This is a genomic window from Klebsiella sp. C239 (assembly GCF_048822715.1).
Lineage (GTDB): Bacteria > Pseudomonadota > Gammaproteobacteria > Enterobacterales > Enterobacteriaceae > Klebsiella > Klebsiella quasipneumoniae.
In genome coordinates this window covers 321,835-342,481 of record NZ_JBMEZK010000004.1, presented here as the reverse complement: position 1 = coordinate 342,481, position 20,647 = coordinate 321,835, and the positions used below count along the sequence as shown (strand labels likewise).

Below are 20,647 nucleotides of genomic sequence, written 5' to 3'. Positions count from 1 at the left end.
CGTGAAATCGTTGTTGTTCAGCCACAACCACCATCTGCTTTCGGTGAAGGGATGTGAAGCCGGGCTTGATGTGCTGGCGTTTGAGGGCGATGAAGCCCTGAGCCAGCCGTTCCGCTATCGTATCGAATTCACCAGCGCAGACCATTCCATCAGAAAAGAGATGATGCTGATGAAGGCTGCCTCCCTGACGCTGCAGGCGCCGGTGGCTCAGGGCTTCGGCATCAATGTTCAGCAAGCCGTACGGGTGATCCAGGGCGTGGTGACGGGGTTCGAACGGCTCGGCACCTCCAGGGATGAAACGCACTACGCGCTGACCCTCCAGCCGCGCCTGGCGCTGCTTAACCGCTCGCACCAGAACGCCATTTATCAGGACCAGTCCGTTCCGCAGATTGTGGAAAAAATCCTCCGCGAGCGCCACGGCCTGCGCGGTCAGGATTTTCTGTTCTCGCTGACAAAAACGTATCCGCGCCGCGAGCAGGTGATGCAGTACGGTGAGGATGACCTGCGCTTTATCACCCGGCTGCTGGGTGAGGTGGGGATCTGGTTTCGCTTTACCGCCGACACGCGGCTGCACATCGACGTCGCGGAGTTCTGCGACAGTCAGCAGGGCTATGAGAAGGGACTGACGTTGCCTTCGGTCCCGCCGTCCGGGCAGCAGTCGGCCGGGGTGGACGCGGTGTGGGGGATGGCATGCCGCCACCGCGTCGTGGAGCAGCAGGTCAGTACCTGCGACTACAACTACCGCGAGGCGACGGCTGACATGAACGCGCAGGTGGATGTCACCCGCGGGGAGACGACTACCTTTGGTGAGGCTTACCACTGGGGAGATAACTACCAGACCGCCGGGAATGTCCATGACCGCCATCCGGCGCCGGAGACCGGGGCGTTTTACGCCCGGCTTCGCCATGAGCGTTATCTGAACGGCCAGACCCGGATGCAGGCCACCACCAGCTGCCCGACGCTCTGCCCGGGTCAGGTGCTGAAGGTGACCGGCGGAGAGGAGGTGGCCGGAGAGTTTGCTGATGGTGTGCTTATCACGGCGATGCACAGCCACGCCCGGCGCGATGCCGACTTTTCGGTGGAGTTTGCCGGCATACCGGACAGCCCGGACGTCGGCTACCGGCCCGAGCCCGGCGCGCGTCCGGTGATGGCCGGGACGCTGCCGGCCCGCGTGACCAGCACCCGGGAAAACGACACCTACGGGCATATCGACAAACACGGGCGCTACCGGGTGAATATGCTGTTTGACCGGGCGCGCTGGGAAACCGGGTTCGAGAGCCTGTGGGTCCGCCAGGCGCGGCCGTATGCCGGAGACACTTATGGCCTGCACCTGCCGCTGCTGGCGGGGACGGAGGTGGCGATTGGCTTTGAGGACGGTAACCCGGACCGGCCGTATATCGCCGGCGTGCTCCACGATTCGGCGCACGGCGATCACGTCACCATCCGCAATGACAAACGTAACGTCCTGCGCACCCCGGCCAACAACAAAATCCGCCTCGACGATGAGCGTGGGAAAGAGCATATCAAGGTGTCGACGGAGTATGGCGGCAAGAGCCAGCTGAATCTGGGGCATCTGGTGAGCAGCGACAGGCAGCCGCGCGGCGAAGGCTTTGAGCTGAGAACCGACAGTTGGGGGGCCATCCGGGCGCAGAAAGGGATATTTATCAGCGCTGACGGGCAGGCGAAGGCCCAGGGGCAGGTGCTGGATATGGAGCCGGCGGTCAGCAATCTGGCCGAAGCCCGGGAGCAGATGATGTCCATCTCCGGTGACGCGCAGAAGGCGACCGCTAACCCTGCCGATCTCCAGGCGCAAATCACTCTGCTGGAACAGCAACTGACGGATCTCAAAAAATCAGTACTGCTCCTCAGCGCGCCGGATGGAATAGCGCTGACCAGCGGACAACATCTGCAGGTCTCAGCCGGCCAGAACCTGATCGCCACAGCTGGTAAAAATGCAGACGTTAGCGTGGTGAAAAATCTGTTCATCGGGGTGGGCAGTGCGCTGAGCGTGTTTGTGCGAAAGCTTGGGATCAGGCTGATAGCGAACCAGGGACCGGTACAGATGCAGGCGCAGAATGACCTGATGGCGCTGCTTGCCCGGAAGGAAATCAGCATTGTCAGCACGGAGGATGAAATCAAAATTATTGCGAAGAAGAAGCTGACGGTAAATGGCGGGGGCAGTTACATTACTCTGGATGTTAATGCCATTGAATCAGCGACGGCTGGTGAGTACAGAACAAGGGCCGGGTATTACGCGAGACAGACGAGAGCACAGCATAAGCCTGACATTACACCTTTAGCTAATGCGATAAATGACGGCAGCCATAATATTCGCTACCTGTGTACAGATGATAATGGGATGCCGATGCTGAATACTCCTTACAGGGCCTTTCTGGCTGATGGCTCGGTATTAGAGGGTGTCAGTGATGGCGAGGGGTATACGACGTTGTTTACTTCTGCACAGATACAGGATGTTCTGCTGCATATGATCCCGGAGGCCATCAATGCCTAAATATAATGTTTATACAAAGATTGAATCGAATGTTTCAGCAGTCGACCTTTTTTACGATCTGAATGTTTACAAAACTGATGCCAGTAATAAAAAACATATACTACTGTCAGTGGCGCAACAACCAGTAACATCAAATTATCAAACTCAGTCCCATGAAACGAATGACACAGAGGATGGGTTGTCTGTAATCTACATAATGGAAATGAACTTATATCGTAAGCACGGTGGTAAGTTGTTTTCTGTGCTTTCCTCGCCTGTGAAAAAGATGTACACACTTGGTGAAATGGCATCAGGGCAAGCATATTCTAAAAATAAGCGTGAAAATGTTTGTTATTTTGAGACAAAAGCACAGACAAAACCGGTTAATGATAAGGGTGAGGATAATATACATACTGTGCAGATTACCTGTCAGGAAAGAGTGTTTATTGCAAAAGAGTATCCTGTAGGTAGTCCTGATGATCCATTTGACAGAAGTAAATTTGAAACTCAAGTTTCATCAAGAATAAATTACAGTAGTTTTCCTGATCAGGGAAGGACAAGTTTATGTGGGCCAGCCTCCTTCTTTTACTGCTTGCAAATGGACAGGCCGGATGTATATAAACAAGCTGCAATTGATCTATGGATGCAAGGAAAAACGAAGATAGGAACTTTAGATATAACTCCTGGCGATGGATGTAAACATCCAAAGGGCAGTTTTTATTTTGGCGGTAGTGAGAGAATTTCAGGTTTGGATTGGATAACACTTGCCAGTTTGAGAGACTCTGAAAACTCAATTATGAGTTATGATGATATAGACGATGAAGTCGCCGGGATTACAATGTGGGGAAAGATTACCGAGTGGTTTGAAAAGAGTGGCTATGTAAAAGTTTATAGCAATGTTGGCTTAAGTCGGTGCAGTATTGAGGATGTTGCGCGGCTCAGTGAATATGCTGATAATGGATTTAAAGTTCTTTGTCTAATTTCTGCTGGGATGCTGTTTGATTTTGGCTCTGACGATACTTCCTCAAAAAACCATTGGGTTGTTTGGGCCGGTGCTTTAAAAAATGCTAATGGGAAAGCTATAACAAAAAACTCACCGCCTGATGAGATTGTTAATTTGAAATTATTCTCATGGGGGGCGGTAAAAAATCAAATTAAGTTAAACAAAGATTTGGAATATGTCCGCAAGCACATTTTTGGAGGGGTGGTGTTTAAACCATTGAACTGAATGAAATATTTTATCTGTGTTTTGATTGTTATTGTAGCTGGTTGCTCTGGTACTTACCCAACAATCCTGCCCGAAAAAAAAGATCTTAAAGTTGCAATAGTTAATCACAAGTACCAAGATGTCATTGAAATAAAAGGTGGGGCTGTTAATGAATCCAGCGTGTCGGTGAGTATAATCCCGAACGACTCAGGGTTAGCATGGAGTCCGGAAGACATAAAATATAGGCTTGGTGGAGAGGATGGAGTAAAAAAAGATTTTCATCGCATCATCATATCTGGGATCCCGAAAAAATCAGGTGATTATCGCGTAACTATTTCTGGATTTACTCTTGGCACAATGTATTCCGGTGAAGATTTTTATAAGCAATATACGATAAAGATCAAGTAGTAACTGACTTAATGCATGTTTGTTCTTCTAGAGCATTATTTCTCTGCCGATGTGAAGGAATACTATGAGCAGTAACCCTCCGATCAAATTCAGCCACAACCATCACTTGCTGATGGTGAAAGGATTTGAAGCCGGGCTTGATTTGCTGGCGTTTGAGGGCGATGACGCCCTGAGTCAGCTGTTTCGCTACCGTATCGAATTCACCAGCGCAGACCATGCCATCAGCAAAGAGATGATGCTGATGAAGGCTGCCTCCCTGACGCTGCAGGCGCCGATGGCTCAGGGCTTCGGCATTGATGTTCAGCAAGCCGTGCGGGTGATCCAGGGCGTGGTGAAGGGGTTTGAACGGCTCAGTACCTCCGGGGATGAAACGCACTACGCGCTGACGCTCCAGCCGCTGCTTAACCGCTCACACCAGAACGCCATTTTCCAGGACCAGTCCGTTCCGCAAATTGTGGAAAAAATCCTCCGCGAGCGCCACGGCCTGCGCGGTCAGGATTTTCTATTCTCATTGACAAAAACGTATCCGCGCCGTGAGCAGGTGATGCAGTACGGTGAGGATGACCTGTGCTTTATCACCCGGCTGCTGGGTGAGGTAGGGATCTGGTTTCGCTTTACCGCCGGCACGCGGCTTCACATCGACGTCGCTGAGTTCTGCGACACTGTAATATAAGAAAACAGATGCCATATACACTTAAAAATTTGCCAAGACGCTATCCCAGAACTAAGCCTCTGAATTTCTCTCGTTGGCTTATTGCTCTGGTTGTCATGTTTTTGGTCAGCATTATCTTATTGTATATTTGGGGAAATTATCTTGAAAGTCTGTATTTTTGGAAATTAGCATTAGGTTTTCCTGTTGCTTTATGGAGTGTCTTGCTTTCTTCTCGTCTGCTTCTTGGGTCTTTACAGGATAGTAAAGCAAACGCTTTTGACAAACAGCGAGAACAGTGGATTCTGCGGGAAACCCGTAAGGCACGGCGTGCACTGCAGGTGCTGAATGCAACATTTATTACCGGCCACCCATCAGTTGCTCAGAAAGATACAGCTATTGCTATGCAAAACAACGAAAGCATTATTGTTTCACAGGTTGACCGGGATGGTAATGAAAGCTCCAGAATGAGCCAAATTACTTCCAGCCCGCAGGATTCTCTGAAATTCGTAATAACAAATATTTTTTCGCAGTTGATAGCCGAAATTCCTTTTACACAAATTCCTGATAAATATCCATTAGTAGTATTTTTTGATGTAACAACATCGCTGCCTCTGAAAAGTATTCGCCAATACTGGGATGCGGCTTGGCAAAGCAATAATATTAATATTCCAGTTGAATACGGCGAAGGGAATGGACTTAGCATAATTGAACACTGGTTGAACGTACGTACTAAAGATAAAGCAATGTTATTGATTATAGGGCTCCAGTTTAATCCGGTCATTTCTGACAACACCGCAGAAGCCGGGGTAGCTCTTCTTCTTGGTAACCGCCTGACGCAGGATGTATTCGAACCCCAAGCGTTATTACACCGGCCAGATGCTGCTCGATCAGGTGAACTGAGCGAGGGGATGGGCATGGCCGCCTGGAACGTCCCGCTAAAAGAAAATATGGTGAAAAATTTATGGCTCGCTGGAATGGCAGGTGAGCAACGTGCAGAAGCGATTGGATGTCAGAATGCACATCCTGCGCAGTGCGTAAAAGATGAGGATGTCATTTCACTCGATATATCTATGGGGAATGCTGGAGCCGCTGCACCCTGGCTGGCTATTGCTGCCGCCACTGAAATTGCCCGACAAACACAATCGCCACAGATGATCATATGCGGAGATACCACTCAGAATGTACTGTGGAGCACGCTTATTACTCCGATAGCTTCAAGACAGGAGATGGATCCGTGAAGTTACTTTTAGCACCGAAAACTACGGAAGGTCGCTATCTTTCTGTTGTATTCATTCTCTTTTTACTCTTGGCTGCAATGACATTTATCGTCTGGAAACATCCTGACATGGCCGGACTTGAGGACGATAATCAGCAGCAGATTTACTGGCTTATTGGTGGGTGTTGCATTACGGGATGTATATTTATCATGTCAGTTGTGCTCCTCTGGACAGCGCTCAGTGCCGGTAAAAAGGAGTTTGAGGCTCTCCTGGATGTCACCTGTGGTGATGATAATGAGAGAAAAAATGAGAGTGAAAACATCTCTGTTTCTCCGGCAGTGGTGATGTGTGCCAGGATACGTGACCATCTGCGAACCCGAATTGGAATTCACTGGCGGCGCAAAGTCCGCCTGCTTCTGGTCACTGGCGATGAGTCGGCAATCGAACAACTGGTTCCCGGCCTACAACGGCAGCACTGGCTTGAAGGCAACCGCACCGTGCTGATTTACGGCGGCAGCCTTGCATCGGAGCCTGACCGAAAAAAATACATCGCGCTACGCAAGCTGCGCCGCGGCCGTCCTCTGGACGGGATTGTGCGGGTGATGCCATCGTCTCTCACCCTGACGCCGCAGATAAGCGAAAACGACCTGCGCGGGCTGGAAAAAATTAGCGAACTGCTGGGCTATGCCGCTCCGGTCTGGCTGTGGAAACTGTGCGGCAGTGAGTGGTCGCAGGCTGACCGCGCGGTGCAGGCGGTAGGGGTTAGCTTCCCGTTACGCGCTACCGAGGACGATGTCGCCCGTCAGCTTGCGCAGATGCTGCCCACGCTGCGGGAGCAGGGGATGCGCCAGATCGCGGAGGAGACCCGCCACGACTTCCTGCTGCGTCTGGGGCAGCAGCTTCTCGACGGGGGGATCGCGCAATGGCGCTGGCAGCTGGCGCCATGGCTGACCGCCTCGCGGCAGAAGTTTGCGCTGCGAGGCCTAATGTTTAGCCTGCCGGCGCCTCGTACCGTAGATCCTTATCAGGAGGCTGATACCTCGCCTGCGGGCCAGCCTCATCTCCTGACGCTGCCCGCCACCTGGCAGGGAATCGTCGATGACTGCCGCCGTTTACGCGGGCATCACGTGGGAATGGCGTGGGAGCGGGGCCTGGCGTGCGGTCTGATGGCCATCCTCGGCCTGTGGGCGGCGGGACTGCTGCTCTCCTTTACCCTTAATTACAGCCAGATTGTTTCGGTAGCGGGAAAAGCCCGTGACCTGCTGACCCACCCCTCTGTTTCTGACTATCAACTGACGGCCCTCCATGCCCTGCGCAATGAGGCCGGCCGTCTCGTGCACGATGGCCAGAAGGGAGCGCCCTGGTATCGGCGCTTTGGTCTGGACCATCATCAGCAACTATTAGACGCCGTCCTGCCCTGGTACGGCGTGGCAAACAACCGCCTGATACGTGACCCGGCCAATGTCGCGCTGCAGCAGGCGCTCAGCGCGCTGGTCAACTCCGCACCCAATAGCGACCAGCGAGCCCGGCTGGCGAAACCGGGCTATGACCAGCTGAAAGCCTGGCTGATGATGGCTCGTCCGGATAAAGCCGATGGCGCCTTTTTCGCGCAGACCATGAAAACGGTCCAGCCAACGCGAAAGGGGATCTCGACCGGACTGTGGCAAAGTCTGGCGCCGGATCTGTGGGCCTTTTATCTCTCCCTGCTGCCCGAGCGGCCAGAGTGGAAGATCATCCCGGATGCACAACGTGTCAGTCAGAGCCGTCAGGTTCTGTTGCAGCAGATAGGTCGCCGCAATGCCGAAAGCACCTTATATGAGAACATGCTCAAATCCGTGCGTCGTAATTTTGCCGATGTATCGCTGGAAGACATGACCAGTGGCACCGATGCGCGCCGCCTGTTTACCACCGATGAAGTGGTCCCGGGGATGTTTACCCGCCAGGCATGGGAAGGCGGCATTCAGCAGGCCATTGATAAGGCAGCCAGCTCGCGCCGGGAGGAAATCGACTGGGTGCTGAGCGATTCGCGCAAAACGGTGTCGACAGACCTGTCGCCGGAGGCGCTGAAAGCGCGTCTGACCCGACGCTACTTCACCGATTTCGCTGGCAGCTGGCTGAATTTTCTCAACAGTCTGCGACTTAATCCGGCGACCACCATTGCTGATGTTACCGACCAGCTCACGCTGATAAGCGATGTCCGCCAGTCGCCGCTGATTGCCCTGATGAATACCCTTGCCTGGCAGGGGCAGGCGGGGCAACAAAGGGAGGGGCTGTCGGACAGCCTTATTAAATCGGCCAAAGATCTGGTGGGCGGAAAAGACAAGCCGGTCATCGACCAGTCGGCAGCCGGGCCGCAGGGGCCTCTGGATGACACGTTCGGCCCACTGCTCCAGCTAATGGGGAAAAACACGGGCAACAACGTCATGTCGGCCGACAGCACCCTGAGCCTGCAAACCTATCTGACCCGCATCACCCGCGTGCGCCTGCGTCTGCAGCAGGTTGCGAATGCCTCCGATCCGCAGGAGATGATGCAGACCCTGGCGCAGACCGTCTTCCAGGGGAAAAGCGTCGACCTGACCGACACGCAACAATATGGCAGTCTGATTTCGGCAAGCCTTGGCGAAGAGTGGAGTGGCTTCGGTAACACTCTGTTTGTGCAGCCGCTGACTCAGGCCTGGGAAACCGTGCTTCTGCCGTCGGCGGCCAGTCTGAATGATAAATGGCGCCGATCGGTAGTCGCCAACTGGCACACTGCCTTTGACGGCCGCTTTCCGTTTGCCGCCAGCAAAAGCGACGCCTCTCTGCCGATGCTGGCTGAGTTTGTGCGCAAAGACAGCGGGCGAATCGAACGTTTTCTTACGACGGAGCTGAACGGTGTCCTGCATAAAGAAGGTAGTCAGTGGGTGCCGGATAAGGTCAACAGCCACGGCCTGGTCTTTAATCCAGCCTTTCTGCGCGCCATCAACCAGCTAAGCCAGCTGTCCGACATTCTTTTCACCGATGGCAGCCAGGGCATCAGCTTCGAATTGCAGGCCAGGCCTGTTGCACAGGTCGTGGAGACACAGCTGACGATAGACGGCCAAAAGCTGCGCTATTTCAATCAGATGGCCGACTGGCAGACTTTCCGCTGGCCGGGGGAAACGTATAAACCCGGCGCTCTGCTGACCTGGACCACCGTCAATGCGGGCACGCGTCTGTTTGGTGACTACAGCGGAACCTGGGGTTTTATTCGCTGGCTGGAGCAGGGTAAACGCCAGCAGCTCGAACGCAGCCAGTGGATGATGAGCTTCACCGCTCCGGATGGCCGCACCCTGCAGTGGGTACTGCGCTCCCAGCTTGGGAGCGGCCCGCTGGTGCTTCTGGCGCTGCGCGGATTGACCCTGCCGGATCAGATTTTCACTGTCGATGCGGCTGAGAGCGCACAGGCCCTGACGGCGGGGGTAGGGAATAGTGACATGGATGAGATGGAAAAATGAGTATTTTACAAAATCTGGTTGCCGCCAGTCAGTTGGATGAAAGCGTACTGCGCCAGCAGGCCCGGTCACGCCAGGAAAACTGGCAGTCATGGCTTGCGCCAATCAGTGATAGCCAGCCCACCGGCAGCGATCCGGGCTATGACGATGATTTTCAGCGTATCCGCGAGGAGGTCAATAAGATCGCCGGTGTCGATACGGGACTGATTTGCCAGCTGGCTGGACAGTTACTGGCAACAACAAAAGATATCCGGATTGTCACCTATTACTGCTGGGCCCGTTTACACCAGGACGGGGAAGCTGGCTTGGCCGATGGGCTGGAGCTGCTGGCAGGATTGCTGCAACAATATGGCATGCAGCTTCATCCGCAGCGCGACCGTAGCCGCAAAGCAGCCCTCGAGTGGTTGGGCGGTACACGTATGTTGGACAGTCTTTCACTTTTTCCAGAAGTTGTCCGGGAGGACGCAAGGCGGTCCATCGGCGCGCTGCTTCTCATTGATGATTGTCTGACGTCAGAACCCGAAACATCACGGCCAGATCTGCAAGCGCTCTGGGGCGCACTGGAGTCGCGCCTGATAAAGAGCGGGGGAGTCGAAGCGGTGGTGCCTCAGAACGTCGGAAATCAGGGGCTGGATCAAACTGCTTCCCGCACGGCTGAATATGAAGCGCCAGTTCTCAGCAACATCTCTTCCGGTCAGGATCTGCTGGCCCAGGCGCGAGCCCTGACCGCATATCTGCGTGTTCAACCCGATGGCTGGCTTGCCGCGCATCGGCTAATGAAAAGCCTTCGTCATGACACCCTGACAATCATCCCAGCGCCTGATGCTGATGGAAAAACGCGTATCGAGCCTCCCAGAGCAGATCAGCGTGCCATGCTCAAGCGACTGTATCTTCAACAGAGCTGGTCGGAGATACTGGAACAGGCAGACAGCAACTTCTCACGTGGCGCTAATCATCTCTGGCTTGACCTGCAATGGTATATCCATCAGGCGCTGATGAAGTCGGGTCAGGATGTGCTGGCCGATATTATCATTGCCGATCTGAAAGGATTGCTGCGCCGTCTGACCGGGCTTGAAACACTGGCTTTTAACGATGGCACGCCGTTTGCCGATGAGGTCACGCTGAGCTGGATAAATCAGAATGTAGTCGACGATATGTCCATCTGGCGGGATGAGCCAGTATCGGCTGCCAGCGGCGCTGATAACGACATTCTGGCCCTCGAACCTGAAGCACTTGAGAAGGCTGACACAGACGGTCTCGATGCTGCACTCCACTGGCTTCAGACTCGCCCGGGCACGGAATCCATTAAAGATAAATGGCTGTTGCGCCTGCTGATGGCCCGCGTGGCCGAACAGAAGGGGAAGAATGACCTCGCGCTCTATCTGCTGCAAGAACTTGACGATACGGCAGGATCTATCACCCTCACGCAGTGGATCCCAGCCCTGTTATTCGAGATTAAATCGCGACGGCTCAGGCTGCTGCGCATGAAAGCCACTCGCAGCGAGAGTGAAAAGTTACGGTTGCAACCGGAGATGGATCAGTTGCTGGCGCGGCTGATTGCGCTCGATCCAGCCAGTAGCGCGGTGCTTTGCGGCTAACTGAACGGAAACTGACGCCAAGGAGAACCTATGACAACTAAAGGATTTTATCTGGTGCAGGGAGACAGAACGACCTGTGGCGGAAGAATAACAACGGGCGCTGAAGATCACACTCTGTTTGATAAACCTGTTGCCCGGGAGCAGGACAGCGTCACTTGCGGAAAGCACCCGGGTCGATACAAGATTGCCGGTGGCATCGACAACGATACCATTCACGGCCGGCGAATGGCTGGAAGCCTCGACAGCTGTAGTACTTGCCCCTGTAAGGCGAAGTTTATTCCATCAATGATAAATGATACTTATGAGAAAGGAGGTGAGTGCATAACTACTTTATTTTCACTCGATGGGCTTAAGGCATCTTTACAGGATCCCGATAAGAATCCTCATCCAGAAAATAAGACTGAACGGCAATGTACTCACACAGATGGGGCGATTAAAGTTGCAGAATATATACTAAGTGAAATCAAGGCGAATGTCAGAAGCGATACGGCAGAAACAATACGATATTTAATTGACGAAGATTATCTAATAAAAAGGCTTACTGAATGGAATAAACTTCCTTTTTATGCAAAGCTGGGTCCGCCCCCTAAAAGGGATTTACTTTCTGCAATGGCTATTTGGTATCAGACCGTGAAAACAGGTTCAATCTGGGATCATAAACCGAAGATTCGCGATCGGTTTTCATCCGTTGCAGTAGCACGACCACTTCCCAGGAAAGGAAAATCATCAAAGTCTTATTACCATAAATTCAAACAGTATGATTATTTTTATGATGTGTGGTCAAACATACATTATGGTTATGTTGGACTTAGTGTCGGCTTTTCTGAAGCAATTCTCCTGAAAGGATCTACTTGGGAACAAAACATGACGCCAGGTGCAATGGGGGATGATACCCTGGATGATATTACTAGCATGAAAATAGGGTTTAATCTTTTTCATGAACATGGGAAATTTGCAGAGACGTTGACGGCAGATAATATTCTTTGCGTTTTAGAAAAAACACCTGATGCGCGCCTTCCACACTCAAGAGAAAATCATTGGTGCTGGAATACAGATAATCCAGAAAAAAGTGACGAATCATTTTGAAAAAAATAAAAACGTTAACAGCTATTGCATTATTTATGGCAGTGTCATTCATTGTTGTTCATTTTATTCCGATAAGGCCAGTCGTAGTTATTATAAATAACACCAATGAAACTATATTCGTGTATGCAGGTGAGAGTATATATAATGTCGAACCTGAGCCTGACGAAGTCGCGCGTATAGTACGATCAAAGCCTGAAATTATAGCGCCTGGAAAAAGAGTTAAAATTAAAGTTTCTTTTATATCTCTGTTTAGGAAAGATGCAGCACTCGATATTGGTTGGAGGATTGGCGGTCAATACGAATATAACGCTGCAGGTGGCGGCGGTCAAAATTTTATTCTTTCCACAAAAGAGGGCGTGTGCTACGCGTCGATTTATATAAAAGATGATTTTGTTAAAGGCATGATTAAAAATAGTCCTGGCAATAAATGTTTTAAAAAAATAAAGGCATTTAATTATAAATATTAATTCAGGTGTTATAAAGATTATTTTTTTAGTAGACAATTTCAAAATCTGATAACTGAAAGGAAATCAATATAAATATATGGACGATTTAACCCTGCGTTATTACGACGCTGAAATGCGCTACCTGCTGGAAGCGGGTGAAGAGTTTGCCCGCACTCATCCTGAGCAGGCGGCAATGCTCAATCTTGACAAAGCGGGCGCCCGCGACCCCTTTGTCGAGCGTCTGTTTGAAGGTTTTGCCTTCCTGATGGGCCGCATGCGCCAGAAGCTCGATGACGATCTGCCCGAACTCACCGAAGGCGTGGTCAGCCTGCTGTGGCCACATTATTTACGTACCATTCCTTCCCTGTCGGTCGTGGAATTCACCCCCGACTGGCAGGAAATGAAAGAGCCGATGACGATGGCCAAAGGCTTTGAAGTGCTTTCCCGGCCGATCGGTGAAAAGGGCACGCGCTGTCGGTACACCACCACCAAAGCGATCGCTCTGCAGCCGTTGTCCCTGGAGCGCGCTCAGCTGACCACCGATACGGATGGCCGGTCGGTGATCACGCTGCGCTTTAACTGCAGCAGCCTGACGGACTGGCGCCGGATCGATCTCAGCCATATCCCGCTGTACTGCAACGCCGATGCGCCGCTGGCCTGCGCCATGCACGAGGCCTTTACCCTCAAGGTGGCCAGGATGTGGCTGCGCGTACCCGGTGAGGAGGACAGAAAGCCGCTGGACGGGTATTTCAGCGCGCTGGGATTTGGCGAGGATGACGGCCTCTGGCCCGAAGATGGCCGCAGTTTTCGCGGCTACCAGCTGCTGCTGGAGTATTTTACCTTCCGCGAAAAGTTCATGTTCATCGACCTGCGCGGGCTGGAGACGGTGGCTTTCCCGGCCGGGATGGCGTGGTTTGAGATCGACGTCGTGCTGGCGGAACGCTGGGAACATGACTTCCGCTTCAGCGAAAAGCAGCTGCGCCTGCACTGCGTGCCGGCGATCAACCTGTTCCCGCTGGAGTCTGATCCGCTGACCATCAATTCCCTGCAGACAGAATACCTGCTGCGCCCACTGCGCGTGCAGGACGGCCACACTGAAATTTACACCGTCGATTCCGTGATCTCCTCGAGCCAACAGGCTTACGCGCCGTTCTCAAGCTTTCGTCACAAAGGCGGCATGATGCGTCATGACGCGCCTGATTATTACTATCATACCCGGGTGCGCCGTGGCCCCTCCGGGTTGCATAACACCTGGCTTATCGTCGGCGGGGAAGCCTTTGACAAGCATACCGTACCGGAAGATGAAAGCCTGTCGCTCACCCTCACCGGAACCAACGGCCAGCTTCCGCGTCGTGCGCTGCAGAGCACCGTGCTCGATACGGTGATGAAAACCACCTCGGCCAGCGTCGCGGTTCGTAACCTCTGCGCGCCGACGCTCCCGTGCTATCCCCCTGCCCAGGATCGTTTTCACTGGCGGGTGCTGAGCCATTTGGGCAGCAGTTTTCTTTCCCTGATGGACAACGCTGAAGTCCTGCGCGGCACCCTGGCGCTGTATGAATGGACCGACAGAGAGATGAATCGTCGGCGTCTGGAAGCCATCCTCGAGGTGAAGCACCGCGCAACACAGCGCTTTGCACAGGGCCATCTGGTGCGCGGCGTGCAGATTGAAGTCACCCTCGACAGCCGCGGCTTTGCCGGACGAGGCGATATATGCCTGTTTGGCGAGATGCTCAGCCGCTTCTTTGCGCTCTACACCGATATCTACTTGTTCAACCGCCTGATTATCATTCTGCAACCAACCGGAGAACGACTGGAATGGGAAGAGAAGCACAGCCGACGCATTCCCGGCTGATGCCGCGTCTGGAGGCCGACCTGCCGCGGATCAATTTTTACCGCTTTTGTCAGCTTCTGGAACGACAGCACCCCGATAAACCGCTGCTGGGGGCGACCAGCCATCCGGCTGACGATCCGGTACGTTTTTATCCGCATCCGGGGATGGGATTCCCCGCCAGCGAACTCCGAGCCGTGGAATACGATGAGGCCAATGACAGCGGGCCGCCGGTCATTCGCACCACCTTTATGGGCTTGTACGGTGTCGATTCGCCGCTCCCGACGGCCTGGCTCGATGATATCGCCCAGCGCAGGGAAGGGCATGAAGCGCTGCAGGGGGTGCTGGATATCTTCAGTCACCGGATTATCACGCAGTATTACCGCCTCTGGCGGAAATACTGCTGGCCCGCCACCTTTGAGCCCGGCGGTACCGACCGCCTGTCACAGTCGTTGCTGGGTCTGGCGGGGCTGGGCATCCCCGGCACGACGCGGCATATCGCCTCGCCAGCGTCGCGCTTTCTGGCGCTGACTGGCGTGCTGCGTCAGCCGGGCAAAACTCAGCAGGGGATCCAGGCGCTGGTCACGCTGCTGGCCCCGAAGACCACCGTCAGGGCGAGCCCTTACTGCCTGCGTCCGGTGGCGGTCAGCCAGCCGCTGGGCTTTTACGGCGATGACGACTTCTTACTGGACGGCAATACCCCGCTGGGTGACGAAGCGATGGACAGCAGTAGCCAGCTCCTCGTCGCCCTTATCACCGATAATCCCGAGGAGGCGCAGGGCTGGAAGCCTGATGGCCCGCTGTTTCGGGACTTTCTCATCCTGCTGCGGGTGTATCTGGGCTGGCGATTCCGGGCCAGAATCACCCTGACCGCGCCGACCCGACTGCTGGCTGTCCCGCCGCTGGGGGACGGACCGTTCTGGCTCGGTATGAACGGCGTGCTGGGCGCTGGAGAGGGTGAGAGTCAGGATGATATCCCACAGACATTTACCACCGAACTGGGCACCTATACCGGCCTGCAGCCTGCCACCTCATCGCAAGGAAACCGACGTGTTACGTATAAGTTTAATTAAAACCGCCTGCCTGCTGTCCCTGCTAGCGCTTTGCCTGAGCGGATGCGGGCTCACCCAGCGCGTCTCGGAGGGAACAAAATCCGCCTTCAACGCCGTTTTTTATAAGCAAATTAATACGCTGCATCTGGATTTTACGGCGCGCGAAGCGCTCAACACCGATGCCAGAGAGAATCACTCGCTCTCCGAACCGGTGGTGGTGCGCATCTATCAGCTTAAAGATCGCCGGACCTTTGACCGGCTGGTTTACCAGCAGCTGCTGGAGGAGGGGGATATTCTGCTCGCCGCCGATCTCCTCGCCAGTCGCGACGTAGTGATCAACCCCGGAGGGGACGCCAGTCTCACTATGCCGCTGGAAACGCAGGCGAAGTTCGTGGCGGTTGTCGGCCTGTTCCGCCATCCGGATACAGAAAGAAATACCTGGAAGCAGGTGCTGGCGCGTGAGGAATTGGATCCTGACAAGCCACGTATTTTTACCGCCGAAACTAACCAGCTAAGGCTCAGGCCTGAAGCGGCGAAGTAATGTCGAAAACAAATTTCTGCGGCGGGTCCATCGTGGCGATTGGCCCGTAATCTTCGTTAACCAGCGAACTGGCGGTAACCATCCTCATCCAGCCTCACCGGTTTCATCACAGCACAGGGAGATAACGTGACAGCGAGGGAGCGTTTTTTTAAGAAACTGCAGCACCAGCAAAATCCGCCGCGGACAACCACCTACGATAGGGCGGCCGCCGCGGATATTGCCATGTTTCGCCAGCAGATGGCGGCACTCGCCCGGCAGGTGAATCAGTGGTTTGACGGAACGGGCATCGAGGTGGTGGTTTCGACCCGACACCTCCACGATCTGAGCACCCTTGGCTACAGCCTCAATAGCGGCATCTGCCGCTACGATATCCCCACTCTCCGCCTGCAAAACGGCGAGCGCAGCGTCAATATCGTGCCGCAGCAGCTGTGGGATGGCGTGGAAAAGGGGGTCGTGACCCTGAGCCTTGAGACACCTGGCGGGGCGGGCTCCCGGGAGGTGTTTTATCTGAGCCTGGCCCCGGACGGCGGCTGGTTGATCCGTCAGGCGCGCCAGCCCCCGGAGGCGCGACAGATTCTCACCGAAGACCGCTTTTTTATGGCGATCGACAGCCTGGCCTGACTGGTCAGATGGTCTGTCCGCCCGATACCTCGATCCGCTGGGCGGTCACCCAGCGGTTATCGTCGCGCAGCAGGCTGGCGATCATCGGCCCAATATCCTCGGGAACGCCCACCCGTCCCAGCGCCGTCATCGCGGCAAACTGCGCGTTAACCCCCGCGTCGTCCCGCACCAGTCCGCCGCCAAAGTCGGTGGCGATAGCGCCGGGGGCGACGGTATTGACGGTGATGCCGCGCCCGCCCAGCTCGCGGGCCATGTATACGCTCAGCATCTCCACAGCCGCTTTGGCCGCGGCGTAGGCGGAGAAGCCAGGATAAGAGACGCGGGTCAGTCCGGAGGAGAAGTTAACGATCCGTCCGCCGTCAGCCAGCAGCGGCAGCAGGGTTTGAACGAGGAAAAACACCCCCTTAACGTGGACGTTAAACAGCCCGTCGAACTGCGCCTCGCGCGTTTCGGCCAGCGGGGCAAATTCGCCGTGTCCCGCGTTATTGATCAGATGGTCGAAGGTGTCCCGTCCCCAGACGCTGCCCAGCGCAGCGCGCAGGCTGTCTGCGAAGGCCGGAAAGCTGGCGGTCTGCGCCATATCCAGCGGCAGGGCGATGGCCTTGCGGCCGAGGGCGTGAATGTCGGCCACCACCGCTTCCGCCTGTTCAATATTGCCGCGGCAGGTGACGATGACGTCCCCACCCTGGCGGGCGATATCCAGTGCGGTCTGACGGCCAAGGCCGCGGTTGGCGCCGGTGATAAGTGCAATCTTAGTCATGTTCGATCCTCTCTGGTGTGTGGAGTCCTTACAATAGGGGGGGGCTACCAGACCGGGTTGCCCAATCCTTGTTATTTTTTGCCCATTCCTCTCAATACCCTCTCTTCTGGTGGGAAATAGCGCATACTGAGGCTTTAAAACTTGCCTGAAAGGATCTTATGCGCGACGAACTCTTCGCTCTCTGCCGCCGGTATGCCGATGCTCATGTCGATAGCAGCGGGGTGGCGGTTACCCCGGTTCCCGGCATCACTCTGGTGCGGGCCCTGCACCCCGGCGATCTGCAGGCGGCCATCGCCAGGCCGCTGGTGGCCATGCTGCTGCAGGGGCGCAAAAGCGTGACCACCGGCCTGGCAAGTTTCGACTATGGTCCGGGGGAGGCGATGGTGATCGCCGCGGATGTCCCCACCACCAGCCAGATCACCGAGGCCAGCCAGCGTTTTCCCTATTACGCGCTGGTGCTGGAGCTGGATCTGGCTATCCTGCGCGAGCTGCAGGAGGTGGGGCCGTCAGGGGCGGATGAGGCGCCCCGCGTGGGTATCGAACCGATGAATGCCGACGTGACGGACGCCGCTTACCGGCTGGCAAGACTGTTTGATCAACCGGGGGCGCTGGCGGTGTTAGGCGAAGGGCTGCGGCGGGAGCTGCATTACTGGCTATTGCAGAGTGTTCACGGGGCGGCCATCCGGGCGCTGGGCGTCGCAGACGGCCATTCGGCGCGGATCCGCCGGGCGGTGGCGGTGCTGCGCCGGGATTTTATGCAGCCAGTCAGCGTCGACGCGCTGGCCGACGCCGCCGGGATGAGCGTTTCGGTCTTTCACCGTCATTTCCGCGCCATGACCACCTTGTCGCCGCTGCAGTTTCAGAAGCAGTTGCGCCTGATCCACGCCCGCCGCCTGATGCTGGCGGAAGGGATGAGCATTGCGCAGGCGGCCGGCGAAGTGGGCTATATCAGCGTGTCGCAGTTCACCCGGGAATACGCTCGCCTGTACGGCGCGCCGCCGGGCCGCGACCGTCGACGGGAAAGAATGAGCGCCTGATCTGGCGCGCGGGCTGGCGGCGGCTCCTCCCTGAGCCGGATAGCGGTGGTTCAGTTATCGAGTGTCGCCGTGATGTGCACTTTGTTACCCATTCGCGCCTCAATGATCCGATAGGCGGTTGCGCCCTCGCGGGCGGCCTGCTGGCGAATTTTACTTTCCGCGTGGTCCAGGGTATCGCCGGTGGCGGTGAGGGTCCTGGCGTTGACCGCCAGCGGCAGCAGGCAACTCAATACGATCAGTGGAATCAGCTTGTTCATCGTCATTCTGTCCTGTGAGAGAAAATCAGCGCGCGGCCTGCAGCCAGCCGGCAATGTCCTGGGTCGGCAGATGGTGGCGGGTATTCCAGGTGTCGCCCATCGGCCACCACACGCCATCCCCCCGGGCGAAGGCGGCGCGATAGCGCAGCATGGCGTTATCCGGGTCTGTCCGCAGTTGGTCCAGCAGGGCGGACAGGGTGTGAAGGGCTTTGCTGAACGTCTGCTGCGTCACGCGCTCCACGGTGTCCGCCAGCTGCCGGTAAGAGGTCGTTTCGCCGGCAACAAACGTCACCTCGTTGACGATCCGCGGCTGATGCAGATAAATCGCGGTGGTCAGGCGGCCAATATCCGCTGGCGAGGTGACGGTCACCTGGGTGTCCCAGCTGCCAAGGGCGTGAAGGGTTCGGGCGGATAAATTCACCACATCGAAGTCTGGCTCGAAGAGAAAGCTGGTAAACATGCCGGTGGAGACAATGACCCACTCCGTGGCCTGCTGCGCGCGCAGCAGGGTCCGGACATCATACTGCTCGTCCCAGACCGGCTGGCCGCTGCCTTTGCCGACCACATCATAATTGACGCCAAACTGCCAGGGAAAATAGCGAGGCACTCCGGCGGCCAGCACCGCGCGGGTAATTTTCAGCTGCGTCCCCGGACCGGCGACAAAGCCCATGCAGTTAATCACGGTGCTGTACCCGCGAAACGCGCCGGTCAGGGTCTCCAGTGAACTACCGGCGATGTCGACGGCGAGAAAGGCGGCCCCGGCGTCGGCCAGCGCCCGGTGGCTTGCCGAACGCAGCTGGCCGGTTTCATCCCAGGCCGCCGGCGAGACGATCACCGAGACCGCGCCCTGGCGCTGGATCACCGCTGGCACCAGCGCATCCAGTACGGCGGCCCCCAGTTGTCCCGCTCCCAGAACTAATACTTTTTCCTCAAGATTAATATCATCAGTTTTCATTTTAACTCCTTGCTCAGTTAAGCCTTGTATTCACTGGCTACAGGCTCAGTGTAGGGGGGAGGGCATCATTCGATAAGAACAGGATTTCGGGTTAGACTGTTCGTCATAATGGGATAATAACCGTCGGGGGAGCACCAAATGGACAGACTGGATGCCATGCAGTTGTATGTTGCGGTTGTGGATGCCCACAGCTTCGCCCGGGCGGCGGAGGCGCTGGGGCAGCCGCGCTCAACGGTGTCGCGGGTAGTGAAGGAGCTGGAAGCCTGGCTTGGGGCGCAGCTTCTTCAGCGCACCACCCGCAAGCTCAGCGTGACGGCGGAGGGGCGTCGGTATTACGAAGAGTGTAAACGGCTGCTGGCCGAAATGACGGCGATGGAAGCCTCCTTTCCCGGCCGCTCGGCGCAGCCCGCCGGGCGGTTCAAGGTGGGGATGCCGCAATCTCTCGCCCGGCACTGCGTTTTGCCGAGGATCGGCGAGTTTCTGCAGCAGTATCCCGACCTGGAGCTGATCCTCTGCTCAAGCGACAACGTGGAAGATATTATCCAGGAGGGATTCGACTGCGTGATCCGTACCGGGCAAATCGAAGATTCCACCACCCTGGTGGCGCGCCCTCTGGCCCGCTACCGCTGGATGGTCCTCGCCTCGCCGGCCTGGATAGCGGCCCACGGCCGGCCGCAAAGCATCGACGATCTGCACCAGCACCGGGCGGTGGGATACCTGAACCACCGTACCGGGCGGACCATCGACTGGCTTTTCTCCCTCGATGACGGCGACTGCGCGATCCGCATGCAGGAGACGCTGGTGGTCGACGATACCGAGGCCTATATCCAGGCCGGCGTTCAGGGGCTGGGCCTGATCCGCGTCGCCAGCTATCTGGCGCAACCCTGGCTGCAGAGCGGCGCGTTGGTCGCCTGTCTGGAGCAGGCCGCGGCTGATCTTCCCCTGTCGCTGGTCTATCCGCAAAACCGCTATCTGCCGCCGGCGGTGCGCGCGTTTTACGACTGAAGCAGGCGCGTTC

General features: G+C 55.8%; 17 protein-coding genes and 1 pseudogene. 15 read left to right on the top strand and 3 right to left on the bottom strand.

Going from position 1 to position 20,647, the window contains the following annotated elements:
- The first annotated feature begins 1 nt into the window (after window position 1).
- The 13 genes and pseudogenes from ACOI6Z_RS13920 (at window position 2) to ACOI6Z_RS13860 (ending at window position 16,620) form a co-directional block, all read left to right on the top strand.
- Complete coding sequence (locus ACOI6Z_RS13920; RefSeq protein WP_263063900.1) at window positions 2–2,512, top strand: type VI secretion system Vgr family protein; 2,511 nt, start codon at window positions 2–4, stop codon at window positions 2,510–2,512.
- A complete protein-coding gene (locus ACOI6Z_RS13915) occupies window positions 2,505–3,719 on the top strand; it encodes a hypothetical protein (RefSeq protein ID WP_065812982.1) in 1,215 nt (404 codons plus the stop codon). The genes ACOI6Z_RS13920 and ACOI6Z_RS13915 overlap by 8 nt, the downstream gene beginning before the upstream one ends.
- A complete protein-coding gene (locus ACOI6Z_RS13910) occupies window positions 3,720–4,106 on the top strand; it encodes a hypothetical protein (RefSeq protein ID WP_065812981.1) in 387 nt (128 codons plus the stop codon).
- Window positions 4,107–4,170: 64 nt separating this feature from the next.
- Window positions 4,171–4,770, top strand: a pseudogene (gene vgrG, locus ACOI6Z_RS13905) (type VI secretion system tip protein VgrG); the annotation flags it as partial.
- A gap of 17 nt (window positions 4,771–4,787) precedes the next feature.
- Complete coding sequence (locus ACOI6Z_RS13900) at window positions 4,788–5,996, top strand: hypothetical protein (RefSeq protein WP_065812979.1); 1,209 nt, start codon at window positions 4,788–4,790, stop codon at window positions 5,994–5,996.
- Window positions 5,993–9,451, top strand: coding sequence for an ImcF-related family protein (locus ACOI6Z_RS13895; protein ID WP_077269271.1), 3,459 nt, complete (start codon window positions 5,993–5,995; stop codon window positions 9,449–9,451). Before ACOI6Z_RS13900 ends, ACOI6Z_RS13895 begins: the two co-directional genes overlap by 4 nt.
- Window positions 9,448–11,046, top strand: a complete 1,599-nt coding sequence (gene tssA, locus ACOI6Z_RS13890; protein ID WP_420687415.1) for a type VI secretion system protein TssA — start codon at window positions 9,448–9,450, stop codon at window positions 11,044–11,046. The genes ACOI6Z_RS13895 and tssA overlap by 4 nt, the downstream gene beginning before the upstream one ends.
- A gap of 30 nt (window positions 11,047–11,076) precedes the next feature.
- Window positions 11,077–12,132 (top strand): polymorphic toxin type 44 domain-containing protein, encoded by a 1,056-nt coding sequence (locus tag ACOI6Z_RS13885; protein ID WP_074423656.1) that lies wholly within the window; start codon window positions 11,077–11,079, stop codon window positions 12,130–12,132.
- A complete protein-coding gene (locus ACOI6Z_RS13880) occupies window positions 12,129–12,599 on the top strand; it encodes a hypothetical protein (RefSeq protein ID WP_077269270.1) in 471 nt (156 codons plus the stop codon). The genes ACOI6Z_RS13885 and ACOI6Z_RS13880 overlap by 4 nt, the downstream gene beginning before the upstream one ends.
- 76 nt (window positions 12,600–12,675) lie before the next feature.
- The gene (gene tssF, locus ACOI6Z_RS13875) at window positions 12,676–14,430 is read left to right on the top strand and encodes a type VI secretion system baseplate subunit TssF (RefSeq protein WP_065812976.1); all 1,755 of its coding nucleotides are present in this window, start codon (window positions 12,676–12,678) and stop codon (window positions 14,428–14,430) included.
- Window positions 14,394–15,479 (top strand): type VI secretion system baseplate subunit TssG, encoded by a 1,086-nt coding sequence (tssG, locus tag ACOI6Z_RS13870; RefSeq protein ID WP_065812975.1) that lies wholly within the window; start codon window positions 14,394–14,396, stop codon window positions 15,477–15,479. Before tssF ends, tssG begins: the two co-directional genes overlap by 37 nt.
- Window positions 15,457–15,999, top strand: a complete 543-nt coding sequence (gene tssJ / locus ACOI6Z_RS13865; RefSeq protein WP_049015155.1) for a type VI secretion system lipoprotein TssJ — start codon at window positions 15,457–15,459, stop codon at window positions 15,997–15,999. Before tssG ends, tssJ begins: the two co-directional genes overlap by 23 nt.
- Window positions 16,000–16,125: 126 nt before the next feature.
- On the top strand, window positions 16,126–16,620 hold the full coding sequence (locus tag ACOI6Z_RS13860) for a hypothetical protein (protein WP_065812974.1): 495 nt from the start codon (window positions 16,126–16,128) through the stop codon (window positions 16,618–16,620).
- Window positions 16,621–16,624: 4 nt separating this feature from the next.
- On the opposite strand, the gene ACOI6Z_RS13855 is transcribed toward ACOI6Z_RS13860, so the two are convergent.
- A complete protein-coding gene (locus ACOI6Z_RS13855) occupies window positions 16,625–17,380 on the bottom strand; it encodes an SDR family NAD(P)-dependent oxidoreductase (protein WP_032452600.1) in 756 nt (251 codons plus the stop codon).
- Window positions 17,381–17,538: 158 nt separating this feature from the next.
- Between ACOI6Z_RS13855 and ACOI6Z_RS13850 the strand changes: the two genes are divergently transcribed.
- On the top strand, window positions 17,539–18,417 hold the full coding sequence (locus ACOI6Z_RS13850; protein ID WP_023289406.1) for an AraC family transcriptional regulator: 879 nt from the start codon (window positions 17,539–17,541) through the stop codon (window positions 18,415–18,417).
- A gap of 50 nt (window positions 18,418–18,467) precedes the next feature.
- Here ACOI6Z_RS13850 and ACOI6Z_RS13845 read toward each other — a convergent pair whose 3' ends face one another.
- Window positions 18,468–18,674, bottom strand: a complete 207-nt coding sequence (locus tag ACOI6Z_RS13845; RefSeq protein WP_032452602.1) for a DUF1471 domain-containing protein — start codon at window positions 18,672–18,674, stop codon at window positions 18,468–18,470.
- Between the two features lie 25 nt (window positions 18,675–18,699).
- Window positions 18,700–19,629, bottom strand: coding sequence for an aromatic alcohol reductase (locus tag ACOI6Z_RS13840; protein ID WP_065812973.1), 930 nt, complete (start codon window positions 19,627–19,629; stop codon window positions 18,700–18,702).
- A gap of 138 nt (window positions 19,630–19,767) precedes the next feature.
- Here ACOI6Z_RS13840 and ACOI6Z_RS13835 point away from each other — a divergent pair, with 138 nt between their 5' ends.
- Entirely contained in the window at window positions 19,768–20,634 is an 867-nt protein-coding gene (locus ACOI6Z_RS13835; RefSeq protein WP_420687414.1) for a LysR family transcriptional regulator, read from the top strand.
- Window positions 20,635–20,647: the final 13 nt, after the last annotated feature.

Coding starts and splice junctions, on each gene's coding strand:
- ACOI6Z_RS13915 (WP_065812982.1), top strand. CDS start 2,505: ATGCCTAAATATAATGTTTATACAAAGATTGAATCGAATGTTTCAGCA.
- ACOI6Z_RS13910 (WP_065812981.1), top strand. CDS start 3,720: ATGAAATATTTTATCTGTGTTTTGATTGTTATTGTAGCTGGTTGCTCT.
- ACOI6Z_RS13900 (WP_065812979.1), top strand. CDS start 4,788: ATGCCATATACACTTAAAAATTTGCCAAGACGCTATCCCAGAACTAAG.
- tssA (WP_420687415.1), top strand. CDS start 9,448: ATGAGTATTTTACAAAATCTGGTTGCCGCCAGTCAGTTGGATGAAAGC.
- ACOI6Z_RS13885 (WP_074423656.1), top strand. CDS start 11,077: ATGACAACTAAAGGATTTTATCTGGTGCAGGGAGACAGAACGACCTGT.
- tssF (WP_065812976.1), top strand. CDS start 12,676: ATGGACGATTTAACCCTGCGTTATTACGACGCTGAAATGCGCTACCTG.
- tssG (WP_065812975.1), top strand. CDS start 14,394: ATGGGAAGAGAAGCACAGCCGACGCATTCCCGGCTGATGCCGCGTCTG.
- ACOI6Z_RS13855 (WP_032452600.1), bottom strand. CDS start 17,380: ATGACTAAGATTGCACTTATCACCGGCGCCAACCGCGGCCTTGGCCGT.
- ACOI6Z_RS13850 (WP_023289406.1), top strand. CDS start 17,539: ATGCGCGACGAACTCTTCGCTCTCTGCCGCCGGTATGCCGATGCTCAT.
- ACOI6Z_RS13845 (WP_032452602.1), bottom strand. CDS start 18,674: ATGAACAAGCTGATTCCACTGATCGTATTGAGTTGCCTGCTGCCGCTG.
- ACOI6Z_RS13840 (WP_065812973.1), bottom strand. CDS start 19,629: ATGAAAACTGATGATATTAATCTTGAGGAAAAAGTATTAGTTCTGGGA.
- ACOI6Z_RS13835 (WP_420687414.1), top strand. CDS start 19,768: ATGGACAGACTGGATGCCATGCAGTTGTATGTTGCGGTTGTGGATGCC.